At 66.1% G+C, this 20,400-nt stretch carries 16 protein-coding genes; 10 read left to right on the top strand and 6 right to left on the bottom strand.

The annotated features are described in order from the left end of the window. Positions 1 to 105 precede the first annotated feature (105 nt). On the bottom strand, positions 106 to 1,401 hold the full coding sequence (locus tag FAZ97_RS07190; protein WP_158757825.1) for an FAD-dependent oxidoreductase: 1,296 nt from the start codon (positions 1,399 to 1,401) through the stop codon (positions 106 to 108). A gap of 502 nt (positions 1,402 to 1,903) precedes the next feature. Between FAZ97_RS07190 and purL the strand changes: the two genes are divergently transcribed. Together purL and FAZ97_RS07180 are read left to right on the top strand one after the other, a co-directional pair. Continuing rightward, a complete protein-coding gene (purL, locus tag FAZ97_RS07185; RefSeq protein WP_158757824.1) occupies positions 1,904 to 5,980 on the top strand; it encodes a phosphoribosylformylglycinamidine synthase in 4,077 nt (1,358 codons plus the stop codon). 208 nt (positions 5,981 to 6,188) lie between these two features. Next, the gene (locus tag FAZ97_RS07180; RefSeq protein WP_158757823.1) at positions 6,189 to 7,304 is read left to right on the top strand and encodes a Fic family protein; all 1,116 of its coding nucleotides are present in this window, start codon (positions 6,189 to 6,191) and stop codon (positions 7,302 to 7,304) included. 81 nt (positions 7,305 to 7,385) lie between these two features. On the opposite strand, the gene FAZ97_RS07175 is transcribed toward FAZ97_RS07180, so the two are convergent. The 5 genes from FAZ97_RS07175 to FAZ97_RS07155 form a co-directional block, all read right to left on the bottom strand. Continuing rightward, positions 7,386 to 8,165 (bottom strand): peptidylprolyl isomerase, encoded by a 780-nt coding sequence (locus FAZ97_RS07175; protein ID WP_158757822.1) that lies wholly within the window; start codon positions 8,163 to 8,165, stop codon positions 7,386 to 7,388. Positions 8,166 to 8,218: 53 nt separating this feature from the next. Beyond that, positions 8,219 to 8,527 (bottom strand): BolA family protein, encoded by a 309-nt coding sequence (locus FAZ97_RS07170; RefSeq protein ID WP_158757821.1) that lies wholly within the window; start codon positions 8,525 to 8,527, stop codon positions 8,219 to 8,221. Beyond that, positions 8,524 to 9,057 carry a septation protein A gene (locus FAZ97_RS07165; RefSeq protein ID WP_158757820.1) on the bottom strand — a complete coding sequence of 178 codons (534 nt, stop codon included), beginning with the start codon at positions 9,055 to 9,057 and terminating at the stop codon, positions 8,524 to 8,526. Before FAZ97_RS07165 ends, FAZ97_RS07170 begins: the two co-directional genes overlap by 4 nt. A gap of 113 nt (positions 9,058 to 9,170) precedes the next feature. Next, complete coding sequence (gene msrB, locus FAZ97_RS07160) at positions 9,171 to 9,590, bottom strand: peptide-methionine (R)-S-oxide reductase MsrB (protein ID WP_158757819.1); 420 nt, start codon at positions 9,588 to 9,590, stop codon at positions 9,171 to 9,173. 50 nt (positions 9,591 to 9,640) lie between these two features. Continuing rightward, positions 9,641 to 11,239: a protein adenylyltransferase SelO gene (locus FAZ97_RS07155; protein WP_158757818.1), complete on the bottom strand. Its 1,599-nt coding sequence runs from the start codon at positions 11,237 to 11,239 to the stop codon at positions 9,641 to 9,643. A 154-nt stretch (positions 11,240 to 11,393) separates the two neighbouring features. Here FAZ97_RS07155 and FAZ97_RS07150 point away from each other — a divergent pair, with 154 nt between their 5' ends. The 8 genes from FAZ97_RS07150 to FAZ97_RS07115 all read left to right on the top strand — a co-directional run bounded on the left by FAZ97_RS07150 (position 11,394) and on the right by FAZ97_RS07115 (position 20,396). Beyond that, a complete protein-coding gene (locus FAZ97_RS07150; protein ID WP_158757817.1) occupies positions 11,394 to 13,082 on the top strand; it encodes a 3-(methylthio)propionyl-CoA ligase in 1,689 nt (562 codons plus the stop codon). A gap of 236 nt (positions 13,083 to 13,318) precedes the next feature. After that, positions 13,319 to 15,400: a 3-hydroxyacyl-CoA dehydrogenase NAD-binding domain-containing protein gene (locus tag FAZ97_RS07145; RefSeq protein ID WP_158757816.1), complete on the top strand. Its 2,082-nt coding sequence runs from the start codon at positions 13,319 to 13,321 to the stop codon at positions 15,398 to 15,400. Positions 15,401 to 15,433: 33 nt separating this feature from the next. Then, on the top strand, positions 15,434 to 16,069 hold the full coding sequence (gene pncA, locus FAZ97_RS07140; RefSeq protein ID WP_158757815.1) for a bifunctional nicotinamidase/pyrazinamidase: 636 nt from the start codon (positions 15,434 to 15,436) through the stop codon (positions 16,067 to 16,069). Between the two features lie 53 nt (positions 16,070 to 16,122). Further along, positions 16,123 to 17,301 carry an acetyl-CoA C-acyltransferase gene (locus tag FAZ97_RS07135; protein ID WP_158757814.1) on the top strand — a complete coding sequence of 393 codons (1,179 nt, stop codon included), beginning with the start codon at positions 16,123 to 16,125 and terminating at the stop codon, positions 17,299 to 17,301. Positions 17,302 to 17,476: 175 nt separating this feature from the next. Next, the gene (locus tag FAZ97_RS07130; protein ID WP_158757813.1) at positions 17,477 to 17,779 is read left to right on the top strand and encodes a Dabb family protein; all 303 of its coding nucleotides are present in this window, start codon (positions 17,477 to 17,479) and stop codon (positions 17,777 to 17,779) included. Positions 17,780 to 17,787: 8 nt separating this feature from the next. Continuing rightward, positions 17,788 to 18,315, top strand: coding sequence for a PaaI family thioesterase (locus FAZ97_RS07125; RefSeq protein WP_158757812.1), 528 nt, complete (start codon positions 17,788 to 17,790; stop codon positions 18,313 to 18,315). Positions 18,316 to 18,426: 111 nt separating this feature from the next. After that, a complete protein-coding gene (locus tag FAZ97_RS07120; protein WP_158757811.1) occupies positions 18,427 to 19,425 on the top strand; it encodes an NADP-dependent oxidoreductase in 999 nt (332 codons plus the stop codon). Between the two features lie 89 nt (positions 19,426 to 19,514). Beyond that, positions 19,515 to 20,396, top strand: a complete 882-nt coding sequence (locus tag FAZ97_RS07115; protein WP_158757810.1) for an SDR family oxidoreductase — start codon at positions 19,515 to 19,517, stop codon at positions 20,394 to 20,396. Positions 20,397 to 20,400: the final 4 nt, after the last annotated feature.

Genomic DNA, 20,400 nt, shown 5'->3' with positions numbered 1-20,400 from the left:
GTCCTGAGAAGCGACATCGCAACGATACCCGAGCACGCCTTCAGAAGGCACGCCTCTCGAGCGTGGCGGATCGGCGCGACGGCAAGGCAACGCCGCGCGCGCCGCTTAATCGCGGCCCGGCCAGAGCGCCTTGATGGTATCGGGCGGCAGGTCCGGCGCGGTGTTGGAGATCTGCTGGGCGACGAGACGCGCGGAGCCGAGCGAAAGCGCCCAGCCGGCCGGTCCGTGGCCCGCGTTGACGAACAGGCGCGGATGGCCCACGTTGCCGACCGCCGGCAGGCCGTCGGCGGAAAGCAGCTTCATGCCTTCCCACGCAAGCGCGGCCGAAATGCGCGCGGCGCCCGGCGCCCAGTCGCGCGACGCTTCGCCGAGCAGGGCGAGCGCATCCTCGGTCAGCGCCTCGGGCAGGGCGTCGTCCACTTCCTGCGCGCGCAGCAGCACGGCGGAGCCCGAGATGCGCAGCCGGTGATTCATGCGCGCGATGGCGATGCGCTTGCCTGCGTCGACGATCGTCGTCTGCGGCACGCATTCCTCGCGCGCCACCGGCGAATTGAGCGTGTGCATGCGCAGCGGATAGAACGGCATCTTGATGCCGAGCGGCGCGAGCAGCCGCGGCGTTTGCGCGCCTGCGGCGACCACGATTGCATCACCCGAGATCACCTCGACGTCGCGCGAGCGGCCCGCTTCATGCGCAGCCGGCGCGAGTTCGACCGCTGCGCGCCGGTCTTCCAGGCGGATCGCACTGACTTCGCGGCTCGTTTCGAACTGCACGCCGCCCTGGGCGTCGAGCACCTGCTTGAGCAGCTTCACGAAGAGCGGGCAGTTGGCGACCCGGCCAGTCTCGAAGTGCACGCCGCCCGCGAACGGCGGATCGGCGGGGATGGTGTGGTCGAAAGCCACGCATTCCGCGGGCGAAAGTGCGTGATGGGGCGTCTCGAAGCGGCGCAGCAGTTCGAGGGCCGGCTGGGTGAGCGACCATTCGTCGTTGCCGCGGACGAGATAGAGCAGGCCGTCGCGCTGCTCGTAGTCGAGCTGGAAGCGCGCGTCGACGTCGGCGAGCGCGGCTTGCGCGGACTCGATGAGCGGGCGCAGGAGCGCATAGCGCCCGGCGAACGCCTCGGAGCCGTGCAGCGTGGCGAGGCGCTTGACGAAGCCATGCGCCTGGCCGCGCCAGCCGGTCTTGCTGATCACGCCGCCGGACGATTGCCGGCCGTTGCGCAGGAAGGTGGGGCCGAACCAGACGTCGAGCGGCGTGGGCAGCGCAATGCCGCTATGGCCGTAGGTCGCGCCTTGCGCAACGGTGGCGTGGCGTTCGATCACGCAGACGCGATGCCCGGCCGCGCGCAGCTGCCAGGCGGTGGCGATGCCGGCGATTCCGCCGCCGATGACGATGACATCCATGACGATACGATCTGCAGGCAGGTGACGCGCCAAGATGAGGGCGTCCTGCGAAGGTGGGGCGTGCGGCGCGCCGAAGCGATGCCCGGGTGCGCCGATCAGACGAAACGCGCAATCATAGCAGCGAAAGCGTGCGCATCGCCATGCGCGAGGCCGGGGTGCCACACGCGTCTCGCGGGGGCGCAGGCACCTTGCGGGGCAAGCCTCGGGCACGTTGAGGCGCAGGCATCGATGCGCCCGGCATATCGCGAATTCAGCGCTTTTCGCGTACCGTTTGCGTTGTCGTCCGCCGTGACTGTCCCGAAATACGGTGCGGTGTGCCCGCCGAGCCGTCCACGGCACGGCCGCCGGGGCGGTCAGGACAAGCCTTCCGGGTTATAATCGCGGTCTCCCTTCGCCTGACCGTCGCCATCCCCGCGCGACGCATCGCCACCTTGCGACGTGTTTCGCGCGAGGCGAAGCCGCGACGCAACTCTGACGCAACCTCGACGCAACGCCCCAGTCCATGGCCCACTTCTCGTGTTTCCCCGGCGCTTCGGCCCTTTCCGACTTCCGTCAGACCCGCCTGCTCGAGACGCTTCAGCGTATCGACGCCAACATCGTCGGCGTGCACGGCCAGTATCTGCATTTCGTCAACTCGGCCACGCCGCTCTCCGCTGAAGACAGCGCGAAGATCGAGGCGCTGATGCACTACGGCGCGCCGTTCGCGGCCCCGCAGGAGCGTGGCAGCGCGCTCACGTTCCTCGTCGTGCCGCGTTTCGGCACCGTGTCGCCGTGGGCGAGCAAAGCCACGGACATCGCGCATCACTGCGGCCTCGAGCAAGTGCGCCGCATCGAGCGCGGCGTCGAGTACACCGTGATGCTCAAGTCGGGCCTGCTCGGCGGCAAGAAGACGCTTTCGGAAGAGGCGCACGCGGCTGTGGCCGCGGCGCTGCACGACCGCATGACGGAAAGCGTGACGCCTTCGCGCGACGCGGCGCTGCACCTGTTCGACGAACTGCCGGCCCGTCCGATGCAGACGGTCGACGTACTGGGCCACGGCCGCGCGGCACTCGAAACGGCCAACGGCGAACTGGGCCTCGCGCTCGCCGACGATGAGATCGACTACCTCGTCGAGAACTTCAAGAAGCTCGAGCGCAACCCGACCGACGTCGAGTTGATGATGTTCGCGCAGGCCAACAGCGAGCACTGCCGCCACAAGATCTTCAACGCGAGCTGGACGATCGACGGCCAGGACCAGGATATGTCGCTCTTCGCGATGATCCGCAACACCGAGAAGATCAGCCCGCAAGGCACGATCGTCGCGTACTCGGACAACTCGTCAATCATGGAAGGCGCGGTCGCGGAGCGCTGGTTCCCGCGCAAGACCAACGCCGACGGCACGCCGGGCGAGCAGTACGGCCGCCACACCGAACTCACGCACACGCTGATGAAGGTGGAGACGCACAACCACCCCACGGCGATCTCGCCGTTCGCCGGCGCGGCAACGGGCTCGGGCGGCGAAATCCGCGACGAAGGCGCGACGGGCCGCGGCGCGCGTCCGAAGGCGGGTCTCACGGGCTTCACGGTCTCGAACCTAGATCTGCCCGATGCGCGCGAAGCATGGGAAGACGCGCGCGACGCGGCCGTGCCGCTCGCGCTGCGCAATCCCGCCGACACGCAGGGCGCCTATGGCCGCCCGGACCGCATCGCCTCGCCGCTGCAGATCATGATCGACGGCCCGCTCGGCGGCGCCGCGTTCAACAACGAATTCGGCCGCCCGAACCTTGGCGGCTACTTCCGCACGTATGAGCAGAACGTTGCGGGCACCGTGCGCGGCTATCACAAGCCGATCATGATCGCGGGCGGCCTCGGCAACATCAGCGCGCAGCACACGCACAAGCACGACCTGCCGGCCGGCACGCTGCTGATCCAGATCGGCGGCCCGGGCATGCGCATCGGCATGGGCGGCGGCGCGGCCAGCTCGATGGCGACCGGCACCAATACCGCCGAACTCGACTTCGACTCGGTTCAGCGCGGCAATCCGGAAATCGAGCGCCGCGCGCAGGAAGTCATCAACTCGTGCTGGCAGCTCGGCGAGCGCAATCCGATCCTGAGCATTCACGACGTAGGCGCGGGCGGTTTGTCCAACGCCTTCCCGGAACTCGTCGACGGCGCGGACAAGGGCGCGCGCTTCGAACTGCGCAAGGTGCAGCTCGAAGAGTCGGGGCTTTCGCCGCGCGAAATCTGGTCGAACGAATCGCAGGAACGCTACGTTCTCGCGATCGCGCCCGCCGATCTGGCGGAGTTCGAGGCGATCTGCGAGCGTGAGCGTTGCCCGTTCGCCGTCGTGGGCGTCGCGACCGACGCGCGGGACCTGAAGCTCATCGACACCGACGAAGCGGCGCTCGCGGCCAACGGCGGCCACCAGCCGGTCGACATGCCGATGGACATCCTGCTCGGCAAGCCGCCGCGCATGCATCGCAACGTCGAGCACGCAAGCGTGCCGCTCGCGCCGGTCGAAGTCACGGGCATCTCGCTCGACGAAGTCGCGAAAAGCGTGCTGCGTCACCCGACCGTGGGCAGCAAGTCGTTCCTCATCACCATCGGCGACCGCTCGGTGGGCGGCACGACGGTGCGTGACCAGATGGTCGGCCCGTGGCAGGTGCCGGTGGCCGACTGCGCGATCACCGCGCTCGACTACGCCGGCTATAAGGGCGAAGCGATGACGATGGCCGAGCGCACGCCGCTCGCCGTGATCGATGCGCCCGCATCGGGCCGCATGGCCGTGGGCGAGGCGATCACCAATATCGCGAGCGCGCCGATCCTGTCGCTCGACAAGCTCAAGCTCTCCGCGAACTGGATGGCCGCATGCGGCGCCGCGGGCGAAGACGCCGCGCTCTACGACACCGTGAAGGCGATCGGCATGGAACTGTGCCCGGCGCTTGGCATCGGCATTCCGGTGGGCAAGGATTCGCTGTCCATGCGCACGAAGTGGAACGAGGAAGGCGTGGCGAAGGAAGTGGTCGCGCCGGTTTCGCTGATCATCTCGGCATTCGCGCCGGTTGAGGACGTGCGTCGCCATCTGACGCCGCAACTGCGCCGCGTTGACGAAGTGGGCGAATCGGTCCTGATCGCCATCGATCTGGGCCGCGGCAAGAACCGCATGGGCGGCAGCATCTTCGCGCAGGTCACGCAGCAGGTGGGCGACGCGGTGCCCGACGTGGACAATGCCGAAGACCTCAAACAGTTCTTCACGGCCATCCAGCAACTGAACGCGAACGAGCAGCTGCTCGCGTACCACGACCGCTCGGACGGCGGCCTGTGGGCGACGGTGTGCGAAATGGCCTTCGCGGGCCATACGGGCGTGTCGCTGAATGTGGACATGCTCACGCTCGACAGCGAACACGAGTCCGACTACGGCGACGCCAAGGACTGGGCGAAGCAAACGAGCGGCCGCCGCGAAGACCGCACGCTGCGCGCGCTCTTCTCCGAAGAACTCGGCGCCGTGATCCAGGTGCCGGCCCAGCAGCGCGACGCCGTGATGGCGGTGCTGCGCACGCACGGTCTGTCGGTCTGCTCGCACGTGATCGGCACGCTGAACCCGCGCGACTCGATCGAAATTTACCGAGACGCCAAGCGCATCTACGATGCGCCGCGCGCCGAACTGCAGCGTGTGTGGAGCGAAGTGAGCTGGCGCATTGCGCGCCTGCGCGACAACCCCGCCTGCGCCGACTCCGAATACGACGCGCTGCTCGACGCCGCCGATCCGGGCATGCAGCCGCATCTCACGTTCGATCCGGCTGAGGACATCGCCGCGCCGTTCATCGGCAAGGGTGCGCGTCCGCGCGTGGCGATCCTGCGCGAGCAGGGCGTGAACTCGCACCTCGAAACCGCGTACGCGTTCGACCGCGCCGGCTTCGACGCGCACGACGTCCACATGAGCGACCTGCTCGAAGGCCGCGCCACGCTCGCCGATTTCGCGGGCGCGGTGGCCTGCGGCGGCTTCTCGTACGGCGACGTGCTGGGCGCGGGCGAAGGCTGGGCCAAGACGATCCGCTTCAACGCGAAGCTCGCGGACATGTTCGCGGCGTTTTTCGGGCGTCAGGACACGTTTGCGCTCGGCATCTGCAACGGCTGCCAGATGATGTCGAGCCTCGCTTCGATGATCCCGGGTGCCGACGCCTGGCCGAAGTTCACGCGCAACAAGTCGGAGCAGTTCGAAGCGCGCTTCTCGCTCGTGGAAGTGCAGGGCTCGCCGTCGATCTTCTTCAACGGCATGGAAGGCTCGCGCATTCCGGTGGCGGTCGCGCACGGCGAAGGTTTCGCGGACTTCTCACAGCAGGGCGATATCTCGAAGGTCGCCGTGGCGATGCGCTACGTCGACCATCGCGCCCAGGCCACGGAAGCCTACCCGTTCAACCCGAATGGTTCGCCGCAAGGCATCACGTCGGTCACGACGCCTGACGGCCGCTTCACGGTGCTCATGCCGCACACCGAGCGCGTGCAGCGCACGGTGACGATGAGCTGGCACCCCGAAGCGTGGGGCGAGGCGAGCCCGTGGATGCGTGCGTTCCAGAACGCGCGCAAGTGGGTGGGCTAACCCGCTGACCGGACCGCGCGCGGAGGTTTGACGGCGGTCCAATTTGCCCCGACGGAAACCCCGGCCATGCACTCCATTGGAGTGCGGGCCGGGTTTTTGCCTTTTGGGTGCCGACCGGACAGGCCTTGCGGCGAATACCGGCGCTAATCGCCGCACTTTTCGCGGCGATTAACTTGTGTGTGCGGCGAATACGTCTCATAATCACCGCATGAATAGCGGCGAATACACCTACATCTGGCAAGCAAGCGACTGGCCTCAGTGGCGCTTCGATCTGACGGCGCTTGCTGAGCCCATGGCGGAGGTCAGCCGCGCCCAAGGCTTGCTGGTAGGCCGGCTGGCCGATGTCGGCATGGCGCTGCGCGATCAGGCGAGCCTCGCGGCGCTCACCGAGGACGTGCTCAAGACAAGCGAGATCGAGGGCGAGCAGCTCAATGTCGCCTCCGTGCGCTCGTCCATTGCGCGTCGAATGGGCGTGGACATCGGGGCGCTCGCGCCGGTCGACCGCCACGTGGAAGGCGTGGTGGAGATGGTGCTGGACGCGACCACCAACAGCGGCGCGGCGGTGACACGCGAGCGCCTGTTCGGCTGGCATGCCGCGCTGTTTCCTACGGGTTACGCGGGTCTCTCGCGGATCAACGTCGGTGCATGGCGCGACGATGCGACCGGGCCCATGCAGGTGATCTCGGGCCCCATCGGCCGTCAGCGCGTGCATTTCGAGGCGCCGCCCGCAAACCGGCTCGAAGGAGAGACGCGGCGCTTCCTCGCCTGGCTCAATGGCCCGGCACAAGAGCCGCCGCTCATCAAGGCCGCCCTCGGCCATCTATGGTTCGTCACGCTGCACCCGTTCGACGACGGCAATGGGCGGGTGGCGAGAGCCATCGGCGACTTGCTGCTCGCGCGCGCGGACGGCAGTGCGCAGCGCTTTTACAGCCTCTCCGCGCAGATCCAGCGGGAGCGCAAGGGCTATTACGACATTCTGGAGCGCACGCAGCACGGCTCCATGGATGTCACGTTGTGGCTCGCCTGGTTCTTCGACACGCTGCACCGCGCGGTCGATCAGGCGCAGATCACGCTGGACGCCGTGCTCGCCAAGGCACGTTTCTGGCGCGACTGGGCCACGACGCCGTTCAACGAGCGGCAGGTCAAGCTGCTCAACCGTCTGCTCGACGGCTTCGACGGCAAGCTCACGAGCGGCAAGTGGGCCGCCATCGCCAAATGTTCGTCCGACACGGCGTTACGCGACATCAACGATCTGGTGGCGCTTGGTGTGCTGCGTAAAGCGGAGGGCGGCGGCCGCAGCACGAGCTACGAGCTCAGTACGTAGCCGCAAACAAAAACCCCGCGCCTTCGCAGGTCGCGGGGTTTTTACGAGCGGCGCAAGTGACCCATGCGCCGCGAGGCAGCCTTACTGAATCTTCGCTTGCTTGCGCAGATTCTCTTCGAACGCTTGCAGCTTTTCCTGCTGGAGCTGCTGGACGATCTGCGGGCGCACCTGCTCGAGCGGCGGCGGGGTGACCGGGCGGATGTCGTCCACGCGGATGATGTGCCAGCCGAACTGCGTGTGCACCGGTGTATCGGTCATCTGGCCTTTCTGCAGATGCGTGGCCGCAGCCGCGAATTCCGGCACATATGCCTTCGGATCCGACCAGTCGAGGTCGCCGCCGTTCTTGGCCGAGCCCGGATCCTTCGAGTACTGCTTCGCGAGGTCTTCGAAGCTGGCGCCGGCCTTGATCTTCGCGATCAGGTCCTTGGCCTGCTGCTCGTTGTCCACGAGGATGTGGTGCAGGTGGTATTCGCTGCCGCCCGCGTCCTTCGTGAGCTGGTCGTAGCGCGCCTTGACTTCGGCGTCGGTCGGCTGGTTGTTCTTCACGAAGTTCTGAATCAGCGCGCGCAGCACGACGGTCTGCTGGGCCACGGCGATTTGCGCCTTCACGTCGGGGTTGTTCGGAATGCCCTCGCGAATGGCTTCCTGCATGAGGATCTCGCGGTTCACGAGTTCTTCGCGCACCGCCATTTGCAGTTGCGGCGAATCCTGCTGGCCTTGTTGGACGAGTTGCTGGACCAGCGCATCGGCGCGCGCTTTGGGGATCGGCGTGCCGTTCACGACGGCGATATTCTGCGCAAAGGCGGGAGCCGCCGCGCACGCAGCCAGCAACACCCAGAGATGGGTCTTCTTCAAGGTCATCGGAAAGTCCTAACGGGGCGAACCAAAATGGCGAACAAAATCTAACGTGGGGCTTACCGGGGCAGCGCCGCGGCTTCTTCGGGCGTGAGCGCCGTGATCGCGAGTGCGTGAATGCCGCGCTGCATGGCCTCGGCCAGCGCATCATACACCATGCGATGCCTTGCCACGCGGGCTTTCCCCGTGAATGCGGCCGCAACGATCGTGACATGATAGTGACCGCCGGCAGCGGCGCCGGCGTGTCCGGCGTGCTGCGCGCTGTCGTCACGCACGTCGATGGAAACGGGCGCAAGCGCCGCGGTCAGGCGCGTTTCGATGAGCGCCATGCGCTCGGCCGGGCTCGCGTTGAGAAAGACGTCGCTCATTCTTCTTCCTTCATGTAACGCGAAAGCCACAGGCTCTGGCCGACGATGAACACCACGAGGATGCCGGTCGCGCCGAACAGCTTGAAGTCGACCCACGCGTCGGTGGAGAAGTGGAACGCCACGAACAGATTGAGAATGCCGAGCAGCGCGAAGAAGATCGACCACACGAAGTTCAGTTGCGTCCAGATGCGCGGCGGCAGCGTGATCTGCTTGCCCATCATCGCCTCGATGAGGTTCTTGCCGAACAGCACTTGCGAAACGAGCAGCACGACCGAGAACGCCCAGTAGAGCACGGTGGGCTTCCACTTGATGAAGGTTTCGTCGTGCAGCATCAGCGTGGCGCCGCCGAACACGACGACGATGCCAAGCGAAAGCCACAGCATCGGGTCGACCTTCCGGTGGCGGAACGCCACCCATGCGATCTGCACGAGCGTCGCGCCGATCGCCACGGCCGTCGCCGTGAAGATGCCCCACAGCTTGAAGGCGACGAAAAAGAGGATGATCGGGAACAGATCAAACAGGAATTTCATTATCGGCCTGAGAGTTTACAAAATGAGCCCCGGGCAAAAGAGGGCACGACGCCTTCAAGGCCCGGTTTCACCCGTGGGGCCCCGCGCGGGGCGCGGGGGGGCCTTGCCAGCGTTTACTTGGGCTCGAATTGTAGCGCAGCCGAATTGATGCAATACCGAAGGCCCGTCGGGGCCGGACCATCTTCGAACACGTGGCCGAGATGCGCGCCGCAGTTCTTGCAGCGCACCTCGATGCGTAGCATGCCGTGCGTGCGGTCGGTTTTCTCCTCGATCACCTCGCCGTTGATCGGACGGAAGTAGCTCGGCCAGCCGCAGCCCGCGTCGAATTTGGTGTCGGACTCGAAGAGCGGCGTGCCGCAGCACACGCAGTCGTACACACCGCGGTCGAAGTGGTCCCAGTACTTGCCGGTGAACGCGCGCTCGGTCGCGGCGTGGCGCGTGACCTGGTACTGCGTGTCGTCGAGTTGCTCCCGCCATTGCTCGTCGGCTTTGTAGCCCGGGTAGGCGGTGGAGTTATGGTCGTCCTGGCTCATGTTGGGTTCCTGTCGGGTGAGAAACAAGGATCACGTAGATGGGGGCGCGCTCACGAAGAGCAACTGACTTCGAGCGAACTCGCCCAGTCGGGCGGCAGTCCTGCGTACGACGCGTGCTCGGGTTGCTCGTCGAATGGCCGCTCGAGCACCTTCGCGAGCCGTTCGACCTCGCTGAAGTCCTTTTGCACAGCGCGCTCGATCGCCGTTTGTGCGAGGTGGTTGCGCAGCACGTATTTCGGATTCGTGCGGTTCATCGCCTCCGCGCGCGCGGCGTCGTCGCGTGTTTCGTGCGCAAGGCGCGCGCGGTATTCGGCGGCCCAGGCGTCGAAGGCGGCGCGATCGAGAAAGAGGTCGCGCACGGACGCGTCGCCGTTCGCGTCGTGCTTCGACACGCGCGCGAGATTGCGATACGTGAGCGTAAAGTCGGCACGATTGGCATGCATGATTTCGAAGAGCTTGTTCGCCAGCGCGTCGTCGCCTTCGCGCTCGTGTTCCAGGCCGAGCTTCGCGCGCATGCGCGCTTCGAGCGCGGGCGCAAAGTGCCCCTTGAAGCACTCGAGCACGCCTTGCGCGTCGGCCACCACGCGCTCGCCACGCTTCTTCTCGTCGGCGATGTCGTAGTGCGCGCCGAACAGTGGCACGAGCGCCTGCGCGAGGCAAAAGAGATTCCAGTAGCCGATCTGCGGCTGCATGCGGTACGCGTAGCGGCCCTGCGAATCCGAATGATTGCAGATGTGGTTCGCGTCGAAACCATCCATGAAGCCGAACGGACCGTAGTCGATCGTGAGGCCGAGAATCGACATGTTGTCGGTATTCATCACCCCGTGGCAGAAGCCCACGGCCTGCCACTCGACCATCAGCGCCGCCGTGCTGCGCACCGCTTCGTCGAGCAGGGCGAGGTACGGGTCGTCGGCTTCGCGCAGTTGCGGATAGAAGCGCGCGATCACGTGGTCGGCGAGCGCACGCAGCGCATCGACGTCGTCGTGCGAGTAGAAGTGCTCGAAGTGGCCGAAGCGCACGAAGCTCGGCGACACGCGCGTGACGACCGCGGCCGTTTCCATCTCTTCGCGGCGCACGGGCTGATCGGAGCCGATCACCGTGAGCGCGCGCGTGGTCGGAATGCCGAGATGATGCATGGCCTCCGAGCACAGAAATTCGCGGATCGACGAGCGCAGCACCGCGCGGCCGTCGCCCATGCGCGAGTAGGGCGTGCGGCCCGCGCCCTTGAGCTGGATCTCGTTGCGTTTGCCCTCGTGCTCGACTTCGCCGAGCGTGAGCGCGCGGCCGTCGCCGAGCTGGCCGGCCCATACGCCGAACTGGTGGCCCGAGTAGACCGTTGCGTACGACATGGCCGATGGCGAGCGCTCGCGCGTGAAATTCCCGCAAAAGAACTCGGCGAACGCGGGGTCGGCAGCAGCGGACGCATCGAGCCCGAGCTGCGCGGCCATGCCCTTCGAAAAGCCGACGACGTAGGGAGAAGGCAGCGGCGCGCCGGGCAGCCGCGTGTAAAAGCGGGCGCCGAGCGCGGCAAAGGCGTCGTCGCGCGGCGCGATCAACGCGCGTTCGAAGTCGGCGAGCGGGCCGGTGGCGGGCGTGTGCGTAGCGGACGAGCCGCCTTGGGAATCGGGAGTGCCTGGTGAAAACGACATATTGAGGGCCTGTTGAATAGCCGATATTGTAATTCCGCACCCGCCGGCGTGCTGGAGCACGTTCGAAGCCTGCCGGCGCGGTACCCGATACGCGAAAGCAAAACGCGAAAGACTACGCCATATCACGCCGATCAACGCGAGGAGACCGCTAACGATGAGTGCGCCGCTGCTTGGACAGATGATGGATGTGCCGCTCACGCTCTCGTCGTTGATCGCGCATGCGGCGCGCCATCATGGCAGTGCGCAGATCGTCTCGCGCCGCATCGAAGGCGATATTCACCGCTACACGTACCGCGAGTGCGAGGCGCGCTCGAAGCAGCTCGCACAGGCGCTCATCGCGCTTGGCGTGGCGCCGGGCGAACGCGTGGGCACCCTGGCATGGAATGGCTATCGGCATCTCGAAGCGTACTTCGGGGTGACCGGCTTCGGCGCCGTGTGCCACACCATCAATCCGCGGCTCTTTCCTGAGCAGGTCGCGTGGATCGTCAATCACGCCGACGACCGCTACGTGCTGTTCGACATCACGTTCGCCGCGCTCGTCGACACGCTCGCGCCGCAATGCCCCAACGTACGCGGCTGGATCGCGCTATGCGACGAGTCGCATCTACCGGCAATGCGTACGCAAGTGCTCTGCTACGAAACGCTGCTCGCCGCGCAGGATGGCAACTACGCGTGGCCCGAGCTCGACGAGCGCAGCGCGTCGAACCTCTGCTATACGTCCGGCACCACCGGCAACCCGAAGGGCGCGCTCTACACGCACCGGTCTGCGGTGCTGCACGCGTACGCCGGTTCGCTGCCCGATGCACTGGGTCTCTCGGCGCGCGACGCGATTCTGCCCGTCGTGCCGATGTTCCATGTGAATGCGTGGGGCATTCCTCATGCCGCGCCGCTCACAGGCACGAAGCTCGTGCTGCCCGGCAAGGATCTCGACGGCAAATCGCTCTTTGAACTCATGGAGGCCGAAGGCGTGACCGTCTCTGCCGGCGTGCCGACCGTCTGGCTGGGTCTGCTCGCGTATATGCGCGGCGCGGGCGTGCGCTTTTCCACGCTCGACCGCACGGTGGTCGGCGGTTCGGCGTGCCCGCCGGCCATGCTGCGCACCTTCGAGGACGACTACGGCGTGCAGGTGATCCACGCGTGGGGCATGACGGAAATGTCGCCGCTCGGCACGCTTTCGAGGCTCAACTGGGAGCAGTCGAAGCGGCCTCGCGAAGCCCAGCAAGCGCTGCTCGAAAAGCAGGGGCGCGTGATTTTCGGCGTGGACATGAAGATTGTTGGCGAAGGCGGTCAAGAACTGCCGTGGGACGGCGTGACCTTCGGCGACCTGCATGTGCGCGGGCCGTGGGTGATCGACCGCTACTTCCGGCAGGAAAGCGGCTCGCCGCTCGTGGAAGGCTGGTTCCCCACCGGCGACGTCGCCACGATCGACCCCGACGGGTTCCTGCACATCACCGATCGCAGCAAGGACGTGATCAAGTCGGGCGGCGAGTGGATCAGCTCGATCGACCTCGAAAACATCGCGGTGGCGCATCCGGCCATCGCGGAGGCCGCGTGCATTGCGTGCGCGCATCCGCGCTGGACCGAGCGGCCGCTCATCGTCGCGGTAAAGAAGCCCGGCGCCGCGGTCACGCGCGAGGAACTGCTGGCCTTCTTCGATGGCAAGGTTGCGAAATGGTGGCTGCCCGACGACGCCGTGTTCGTCGACGATTTGCCGCACACGGCAACGGGCAAGCTGCAAAAGCTCAAGCTGCGAGAGCAGTTCCGCTCATATGTGCTGCCGACAGCGCTCGCGGTGGAGGGCTGTCCGTTCGATTCGACGCAAGACGTCGCGAAGCACGACTAAACCACACCGCGCAACCGCGCAAGGTTCTCCGGCGCAGCCTTCTGGCTGCGTTTTTTTCTTCCGACTTTTTACCCTTCACCCCGCCAGATTCGCACGTTCAGTACAAACCCTGGCGTCCGCAGCGCAGCAAAAAATTGAACGAACGTTCTTTTTTGGGTATTCTGCCTGCTGACCGGGAATGTCGGACAATGAAGCCGACGACGCACATCGCGGCCCGCAAGCATGGAGGCAGGCAAATGGCAGTGGACTACACGACTCGCGACGGCGTTGCCGTCATCACGCTCAATAATCCGCCCGTCAACGGCCTCGGGCATTCGACCCGCGCGGGCATTGTCGAGGGCCTCGCGCGCGCCGCGAGCGATCCGGCCGTTTCGGCCATCGTCATTACAGGCGCCGGCAAAGCGTTCTCGGGCGGCGCGGACATCACCGAATTCAACACGCCCAAGGCGATGCAGGAGCCCACGCTCCACACCGTCATCAAGGAAGTCGAGAAGAGCGCCAAGCCGGTCGTGGCCGCAATCCACAGCGTGGCCATGGGCGGCGGTCTCGAACTGGCGCTCGGCGCGCATTACCGTATCGCCGCGCCGGGCGCGCAGATCGCGCTGCCGGAAGTGAAGCTCGGCATTCTGCCGGGCGCGGGCGGCACGCAGCGCCTGCCGCGTGCGATCGGCCTCGAAGCCGCGCTGAACATGATCGTGACGGGCGCACCGGTCATGAGCGAAAAGCTCGCGAATTCGGGGCTTTTCGACGCCATGGCGCAAGGCGATCTGCTCGACGAAGCAGTCGCGTTCGCGCGCAAGGCAGCCGACAAGCAAGGGCCGCATCCGCTCGTGCGCAACCGCAAGATCGAGCATCCGAACGCCGAAGGCTTCCTGCAGTTCTCGCGCAATACCGTTGGCGCGATGGCGAAGAATTATCCCGCGCCGGTGAAGTGTGTCGATGCCATCGCGGCAGGCGTGAAGCAGGGCTTCGACAAGGGCCTCGTGTTCGAACGCGAATGCTTCCTCGAACTCGTGCAGACGCCGGAAAGCCGCGCGCTGCGCCACGCGTTCTTCGGCGAGCGTGCCGCGAGCAAGATTCCCGATGTGCCGTCGAGCACGCCCACGCGCGACATCCAGAAGGTGGCCGTGATCGGCGCGGGCACGATGGGCGGCGGCATCACGATGAACTTCCTCAACGCGGGCGTGCCGGTCACGCTGCTCGAAACGAAGCAGGAAGCGCTCGACCGCGGCCTCGCCACGATCCGCAAGAATTACGAAGCCCAGGTGAAGAAGGGCAAGCTCACGCAGGAGAAGCTGGAAGCGCGTATGGCGCTCATCAGCCCGACGCTCTCCTACGACGACCTCAAGCAAGCCGATCTCATCATCGAAGCGGTGTTCGAAGAACTCGGCGTGAAGGAGCAGGTGTTCAAGCGCCTCGACGAGGTCGCCAAGGCCGGCGCAATCCTCGCCTCGAACACCTCGACGCTCGACGTCGACAAGATCGCGGCCTTCACGAAGCGTCCGCAGGACGTGGTGGGTCTGCACTTCTTCAGCCCCGCCAACGTGATGAAGCTACTCGAAGTCGTGCGCGGCAAGGAAACGGCCAAGGACGTGCTCGCCACCGTCATGCAGGTCGCGAAGAAGATCCGCAAGACGGCTGTCGTGTCGGGCGTGTGCGATGGCTTCATCGGCAACCGCATGATCGAACAGTACGTGCGCCAGGCGCTCTACATGCTCGAAGAAGGTGCGCTGCCCGCGCAGGTGGATCGTGCGATCGAGAAGTTCGGCTTCGCCATGGGCCCGTTCCGCATGAGCGACCTCGCCGGCAACGATATCGGCTGGGCGATTCGCAAGCGCCGTTATCAGGAACATCCGGACATGAAGTACTCGAAGATCGCCGACCGCCTGTGCGAAACCGGCCGCTTCGGGCAGAAAACCGGCGCGGGCTGGTACGACTACAAGGCGGGCGAGCGCAACGCGCTGCCTTCGAAGCTCGTGGACGACATGATCGTGGCGTACTCGAAGGAAGCCGGCGTCGAGCGACGCAAGATCAGCGACGAGGAAATCGTCGAGCGTCTCGTGTTCTCGCTTGTCAACGAAGGCGCGAAGATTCTCGAAGAGGGCATCGCTTCGAAGGCGTCCGACGTCGACATGGTCTATCTCACGGGCTACGGCTTCCCGCTGTGGCGCGGCGGCCCGATGCTGTACGCCGACACGGTCGGCCTCTACAACGTCGAGCGCGCCATTCGCCGCTATGCGCAGCAGCGCAATGGCGAGGCGTGGGAAGTCGCGCCTTCGATCGTCGAACTGGCCGGCAAGGGCGGTACGTTCAACTAAGTTTTATCGAGAGCGAACAGGCGGACGAACATCATGAGAAGCGCAGACGACGTGCTCCTGCTGATCGACCTGCAATACGACTTCATGCCAGGCGGGGCGCTTGCCGTCGCGCAGGGCGATGAAGTCGTGCCGGTCGCCAACCGGCTCGCGCAGGGCTTCAGCCACGTGGTGCTCACGCAGGACTGGCATCCGGCGCAGCACGTTTCGTTTGCGGCCAACCACGCGGGGCGCGCGCCGTTCGAGACGACGGCGCTGCCCTACGGCGAGCAGGTATTGTGGCCCGTGCACTGCGTGCAGGGCACAGAAGGCGCGGCGCTGCATCGCGACCTGAACGTGCCGCATGCGCGCGCGGTGATCCGCAAGGGCCATCACGCCGACGTGGACAGCTACTCCGCGTTTCTCGAAGCCGACCGCAAGACGCCCACGGGCCTCGCGGGCTATCTGCGCGACGTGGGTGTGAAGCGCGTGTACTGCTGCGGCCTCGCGACCGACTATTGCGTGGCGTGGTCAGCGCTCGACGCGCGCGCCGCGGGCTTCGAGACCGTGCTGATCGAAGACGCCTCGCGCGCCATCGACCTGAACGGCTCGCTTGCCGCCGCGTGGGAGCAACTGCTCGCCGCAGGCGTGAAGCGCGCGCAGTCGGCCGAGGTGCTGGCATTGTCCGCTTGAACGTTCGAACAAAGACATCCTCTGGATTCAATATTCGTAGTGGGAGACATCGCATGACTGACGCCGTAATCGTATCGACCGCCCGCACGGGCCTCGCCAAGTCCTGGAAGGGCGCCTTCAACATGACGCACGGCGCCACGCTGGGCGGCCATGTGACGCAAGCCGCCGTCGAGCGCGCGAAGATCGACCCGGCTCGCGTGGAAGACGTGATCATGGGCTGCGCAAACCCCGAAGGCGCGACCGGCGGGAATATCGCGCGCCAGATCGCGCTGCGCGCGGGCTTGCCCGTGAGCGTGCCGGGCATGACGGTCAACCGCTTCTGTTCGTCCGGACTCCAGACGATTGCGCTTGCCGCGCAGCGCGTGATCGCGGGCGAAGGCGACGTGTTCGTGGCGGGGGGCGTGGAATCGATCTCGTGCGTGCAGAACGAGATGAACCGCCACATGATGGCCGAAGGCTGGCTCAATCAGCACAAGCCCGAAATCTACTGGAGCATGCTGCAAACGGCCGAAAACGTCGCGAAGCGCTATGAAATCTCGAAGGAGCGCCAGGACGAGTACGGCGTGCAGTCGCAGCTGCGTGCCGCGGCGGCGCAGGCGGCGGGCCTCTTCAACGACGAAATCGTACCGATGACGGTGCTCGCCGGTGTTGCCGACAAGGCCACGGGCCAGCTCGTCACGAAGGAAGTGACGATTGCAGCCGACGAAGGCATCCGCGCCGACACCACGCTCGAAGGCGTGTCGAAGATCCGCACGGCGATGCCGGGCGGCGTCATCACCGCCGGCAACGCGAGCCAGTTCTCGGACGGCGCGAGCGCCTGCGTCGTGATGAACGCGAAGGTCGCGGAGCGCGAAGGCCTGCAGCCGCTCGGCATCTTCCGCGGCTTCGCCGTGGCGGGCTGCGAACCGGACGAGATGGGCATCGGTCCCGTGTTCGCGGTGCCCAAGCTCCTCAAGCAGGCGGGCCTGAAAGTCGAGGACATCGGCCTGTGGGAGTTGAACGAAGCGTTCGCGGTGCAGGTGCTGTATTGCCGCGACAAGCTCGGCATCCCCGCCGACCGCCTGAACGTGAACGGCGGTGCGATTGCCGTCGGCCACCCGTATGGTGTGTCGGGCGCGCGTCTCACAGGCCACGCGCTCATCGAAGGCAAGCGCCGCGGCGCGAAGTTCGTCGTGGTGACGATGTGTATCGGCGGCGGACAGGGCGCTGCCGGCCTCTTCGAAGTCGTTTGACGCAGGGCGCGGCGGACTCGCGAGAGTCTGCCGCCGCTCTCGGCCACGCCGCGGCTTTGCGCGCTTTGGCGTGCGCCGAGCCGGTCTCGCGCGCGGGCCGCTGCGGGTATCATGACGGCTGTCGGCGCGCGCACGGTGCGGCGCCTGTTCCCATGCAGACAGAAGAGGTGAGTTCGTGATTCGTCATATCGTGATGTGGAAGCTCAAGGAGTCGGCCGAAGGCGCGACGCGTGCCGAGAACGTCGTGAAGTTCAAGGCATTGCTCGAAGGCTGCCGCAACCTCGTGCCGGGCACGCTGCACCTCGAAGTGGGCGTGGCCGCGCCGGGTCTCGCTTCCACGTTCGACCTCGTGCTCGTTTCCGATTTCGCCGATCAGACCGCGCTCGACGGCTATCAGGACCACCCCGAACATCTCGTCGTGAAGCAGTTCGCGAAGCTCGTGGTCGAGTCGCGCCAGTGCGTGGATTACGTGGTCTGAAGCGCATCATGATCGGTACCGCAGATCAATCCCAGGGCGGCGGCGCGCCGCAAGGCGAAGCGCAGCAAAGCCCGCAAGCGTCGCTCACGATCATCGAGAGTCCCTTCGTCGAGCATCTCGGCGCGCAACTCGTGAGCGCGCGCGACGGTACGAGCGAAGTCGTGCTACCGCTCGCTGAGCGGCATCTGAATACGTGGGACGTCGCGCACGGCGGCGTGACGATGACGCTCGCCGACGTGGCACTTGCCATGGCGGCACGCAGCGTCGCCGCCGACGGCGTGGGCGTCGTCACCGTCGAAATGAAAGTGAACTTCATGCAGCCGGGGCGCGGCGAATTGCGCGCCACCGGCCGCGTGCTGCACCGTTCCACCACCATGGCCTATTGCGAAGGCGAGATTCGCGACAGCGAAGGCCATTTCGTCGCCAAGGCGCTCGGCACCTTCAAGTACATGCGCCGGCTTGCGGTGGGCCGCGACGTGACGCGTCAGCGTTTGCGCAGCGATCCCAGCGCGCGGCCGGGCCCGAGCGACGGTTAATACGCGCGATCGGGCGCGGGCAAGGTATCGGCTCGTGCGCACCCGATCGCGGTTCTCTTGCGCGGCAGGCATGCAACGCCTCGCCGCGCCCAACGAAGCAACACGGACGCCATGACCCAGACCAATCGCCAGATCCTGCTCGCTTCGCGCCCGGAAGGCGCCGCGAGCGTCGATAACTTCCGCCTCGTCAAAACGCCGCTCGCACCGCTCGAAGAGGGCCAGGTGCGCGTGCGCAACCACTACCTCTCGCTCGACCCGTACATGCGCGGGCGGATGAACGACAGCAAGTCGTATGCGGCACCGCAGCCGCTCGATTCGGTGATGATCGGCGGCACGGTGGGCGAGGTGGTCGAGTCGCGCAACGCAAAGTTCAAGGCCGGCGACAAGGTCGTGGGCATGTTCGGGTGGCAGGAGTTCGGCACGTCGAACGGCAGCGACCTGCGCGTCGTCGATACGACCCACGTGCCGCTTTCGGCATACCTCGGCCCCGTGGGCATGCCGGGCGTCACCGCGTGGTACGGCCTGAATCGCATCATCGAGCCGAAGGCCGGGGAAACCGTTGTCGTGAGCGCGGCGAGCGGGGCGGTGGGCAGCGTGGTCGGCCAGCTCGCGAAGCGCGCGGGCTGCCGTGCCGTGGGTATCGCGGGCGGCGTGGACAAATGCCGCTATGTCGTCGAGACGCTCGGGTTCGACGCCTGTGTCGACTACAAGGCCGGCAATCTCTATCAAGACCTCAAGGCCGCGACGCCGGACGGCGTGGACGGCTACTTCGAGAACGTCGGCGGCGCGGTGCTCGACGCCACGCTTGCGCGCATGAACGCGTTCGGGCGCATCGCGCTGTGCGGCATGATCGCGGGTTACGACGGCGAGCCGATGCCGCTGAAGTATCCGCAACTGCTGCTCACGCAGCGCCTGCTCGTGCAGGGCTTCATCGTGAGCGAGCACATGGAAGTGTGGCCGCAGGCGTTGACGGAACTGGGTACGCTTGTCGCGAAGCAGCAGCTCGCCTATCGCGAGAGCGTGGCCGAAGGGCTCGAGAATGCGCCAGGCGCGTTCCTCGGTATGCTTAAAGGCCAGAACTTCGGCAAGCAGCTGGTCAAGCTGATTTAACGGTTTCACTGCCCAGCGCAAGCGCCCGGCAAGGGCGCTTCGCTTTTCCGTCCGCAGCATTCACCGCAACCTTCTCAGCAGGATTCGCAATGTCCGAACCGTTTGAGTTCGACGGCCGCGTGGCCGTCATCACGGGCGCGGCAAGCGGCTTTGGCCGCGCGTTCGCGCAGCAGGCCGCAGCGCTTCGCATGAAGCTCGTGCTTGCCGATGTCGATCAGGCGCTGCTCGACGAAACCGTTAATGCGTTGCGCGAAGGCGGCGCACAGGCTATCGGCGTGCGTACCGACGTGCGCGACGCCGCGCAGGTCGACGCACTTGCGAAGGCGGCGCTCGATGCCTATGGCAAAGTGCATCTGCTTTTCAACAACGCGGGCGTCGGCACCGGCGGCTTCGTGTGGGAAAGCAGCGCGAAGGATTGGGACTGGGTATTCGGCGTGAATGTGATGGGCGTGGCCAACGGCGTGCGTAGCTTCACGCCGCTCATGCTCGAACAGGGCGAGCGCGCGCATATCGTCAACACGGCTTCGGTGGCGGGGCTGCTTTCGCCCCCCGCCATGGGCGTGTACAACGCGTCGAAGCACGCCGTGGTCTCGCTCACCGAAACGCTCTATCACGACCTGAAGAACGTGACGGACAGCGTGAGCTGCTCGCTGCTGTGCCCGGCCTTCGTCCCCACAGGCATTTCGAACGCCGAGCGCAGTCGCCCCGACGACTTGCGTAACGAAGCGCCGCTCACGCGCTCGCAGCAGGCCGCCGATCTGCAGTTGCAGCGCGCGGTACGTTCCGGCAAGCTCACGCCCGACGCCGTCGCGAAGGCGACGTTCGACGCCGTGCGGGAAGGGCGCTTCTACATCCTTACGCATCCGCAGATCCTCGCATCGGTGAAGCTGCGTCATGAGGACATCGAAACATTGCGCAACCCGACCGATCCGCTCTCGCTCAAACCTGAAGTCAAGAAAGCGCCGCAATAAACGC

Source organism: Paraburkholderia acidiphila (assembly GCF_009789655.1).
GTDB classification, from domain to species: Bacteria; Pseudomonadota; Gammaproteobacteria; order Burkholderiales; family Burkholderiaceae; genus Paraburkholderia; species Paraburkholderia acidiphila.
Note: the sequence above shows the minus strand (reverse complement) of the source record. Positions and strands in the feature narration are given on the sequence as shown.

Excerpts from the sequence above, each read along its gene's own strand:
- FAZ97_RS07190 (WP_158757825.1), bottom strand. The coding sequence starts at position 1,401 with ATGGATGTCATCGTCATCGGCGGCGGAATCGCCGGCATCGCCACCGCC.
- purL (WP_158757824.1), top strand. The coding sequence starts at position 1,904 with ATGGCCCACTTCTCGTGTTTCCCCGGCGCTTCGGCCCTTTCCGACTTC.
- FAZ97_RS07180 (WP_158757823.1), top strand. The coding sequence starts at position 6,189 with ATGAATAGCGGCGAATACACCTACATCTGGCAAGCAAGCGACTGGCCT.
- FAZ97_RS07175 (WP_158757822.1), bottom strand. The coding sequence starts at position 8,165 with ATGACCTTGAAGAAGACCCATCTCTGGGTGTTGCTGGCTGCGTGCGCG.
- FAZ97_RS07170 (WP_158757821.1), bottom strand. The coding sequence starts at position 8,527 with ATGAGCGACGTCTTTCTCAACGCGAGCCCGGCCGAGCGCATGGCGCTC.
- FAZ97_RS07165 (WP_158757820.1), bottom strand. The coding sequence starts at position 9,057 with ATGAAATTCCTGTTTGATCTGTTCCCGATCATCCTCTTTTTCGTCGCC.
- msrB (WP_158757819.1), bottom strand. The coding sequence starts at position 9,590 with ATGAGCCAGGACGACCATAACTCCACCGCCTACCCGGGCTACAAAGCC.
- FAZ97_RS07155 (WP_158757818.1), bottom strand. The coding sequence starts at position 11,239 with ATGTCGTTTTCACCAGGCACTCCCGATTCCCAAGGCGGCTCGTCCGCT.
- FAZ97_RS07150 (WP_158757817.1), top strand. The coding sequence starts at position 11,394 with ATGAGTGCGCCGCTGCTTGGACAGATGATGGATGTGCCGCTCACGCTC.
- FAZ97_RS07145 (WP_158757816.1), top strand. The coding sequence starts at position 13,319 with ATGGCAGTGGACTACACGACTCGCGACGGCGTTGCCGTCATCACGCTC.
- pncA (WP_158757815.1), top strand. The coding sequence starts at position 15,434 with ATGAGAAGCGCAGACGACGTGCTCCTGCTGATCGACCTGCAATACGAC.
- FAZ97_RS07135 (WP_158757814.1), top strand. The coding sequence starts at position 16,123 with ATGACTGACGCCGTAATCGTATCGACCGCCCGCACGGGCCTCGCCAAG.
- FAZ97_RS07125 (WP_158757812.1), top strand. The coding sequence starts at position 17,788 with ATGATCGGTACCGCAGATCAATCCCAGGGCGGCGGCGCGCCGCAAGGC.
- FAZ97_RS07120 (WP_158757811.1), top strand. The coding sequence starts at position 18,427 with ATGACCCAGACCAATCGCCAGATCCTGCTCGCTTCGCGCCCGGAAGGC.
- FAZ97_RS07115 (WP_158757810.1), top strand. The coding sequence starts at position 19,515 with ATGTCCGAACCGTTTGAGTTCGACGGCCGCGTGGCCGTCATCACGGGC.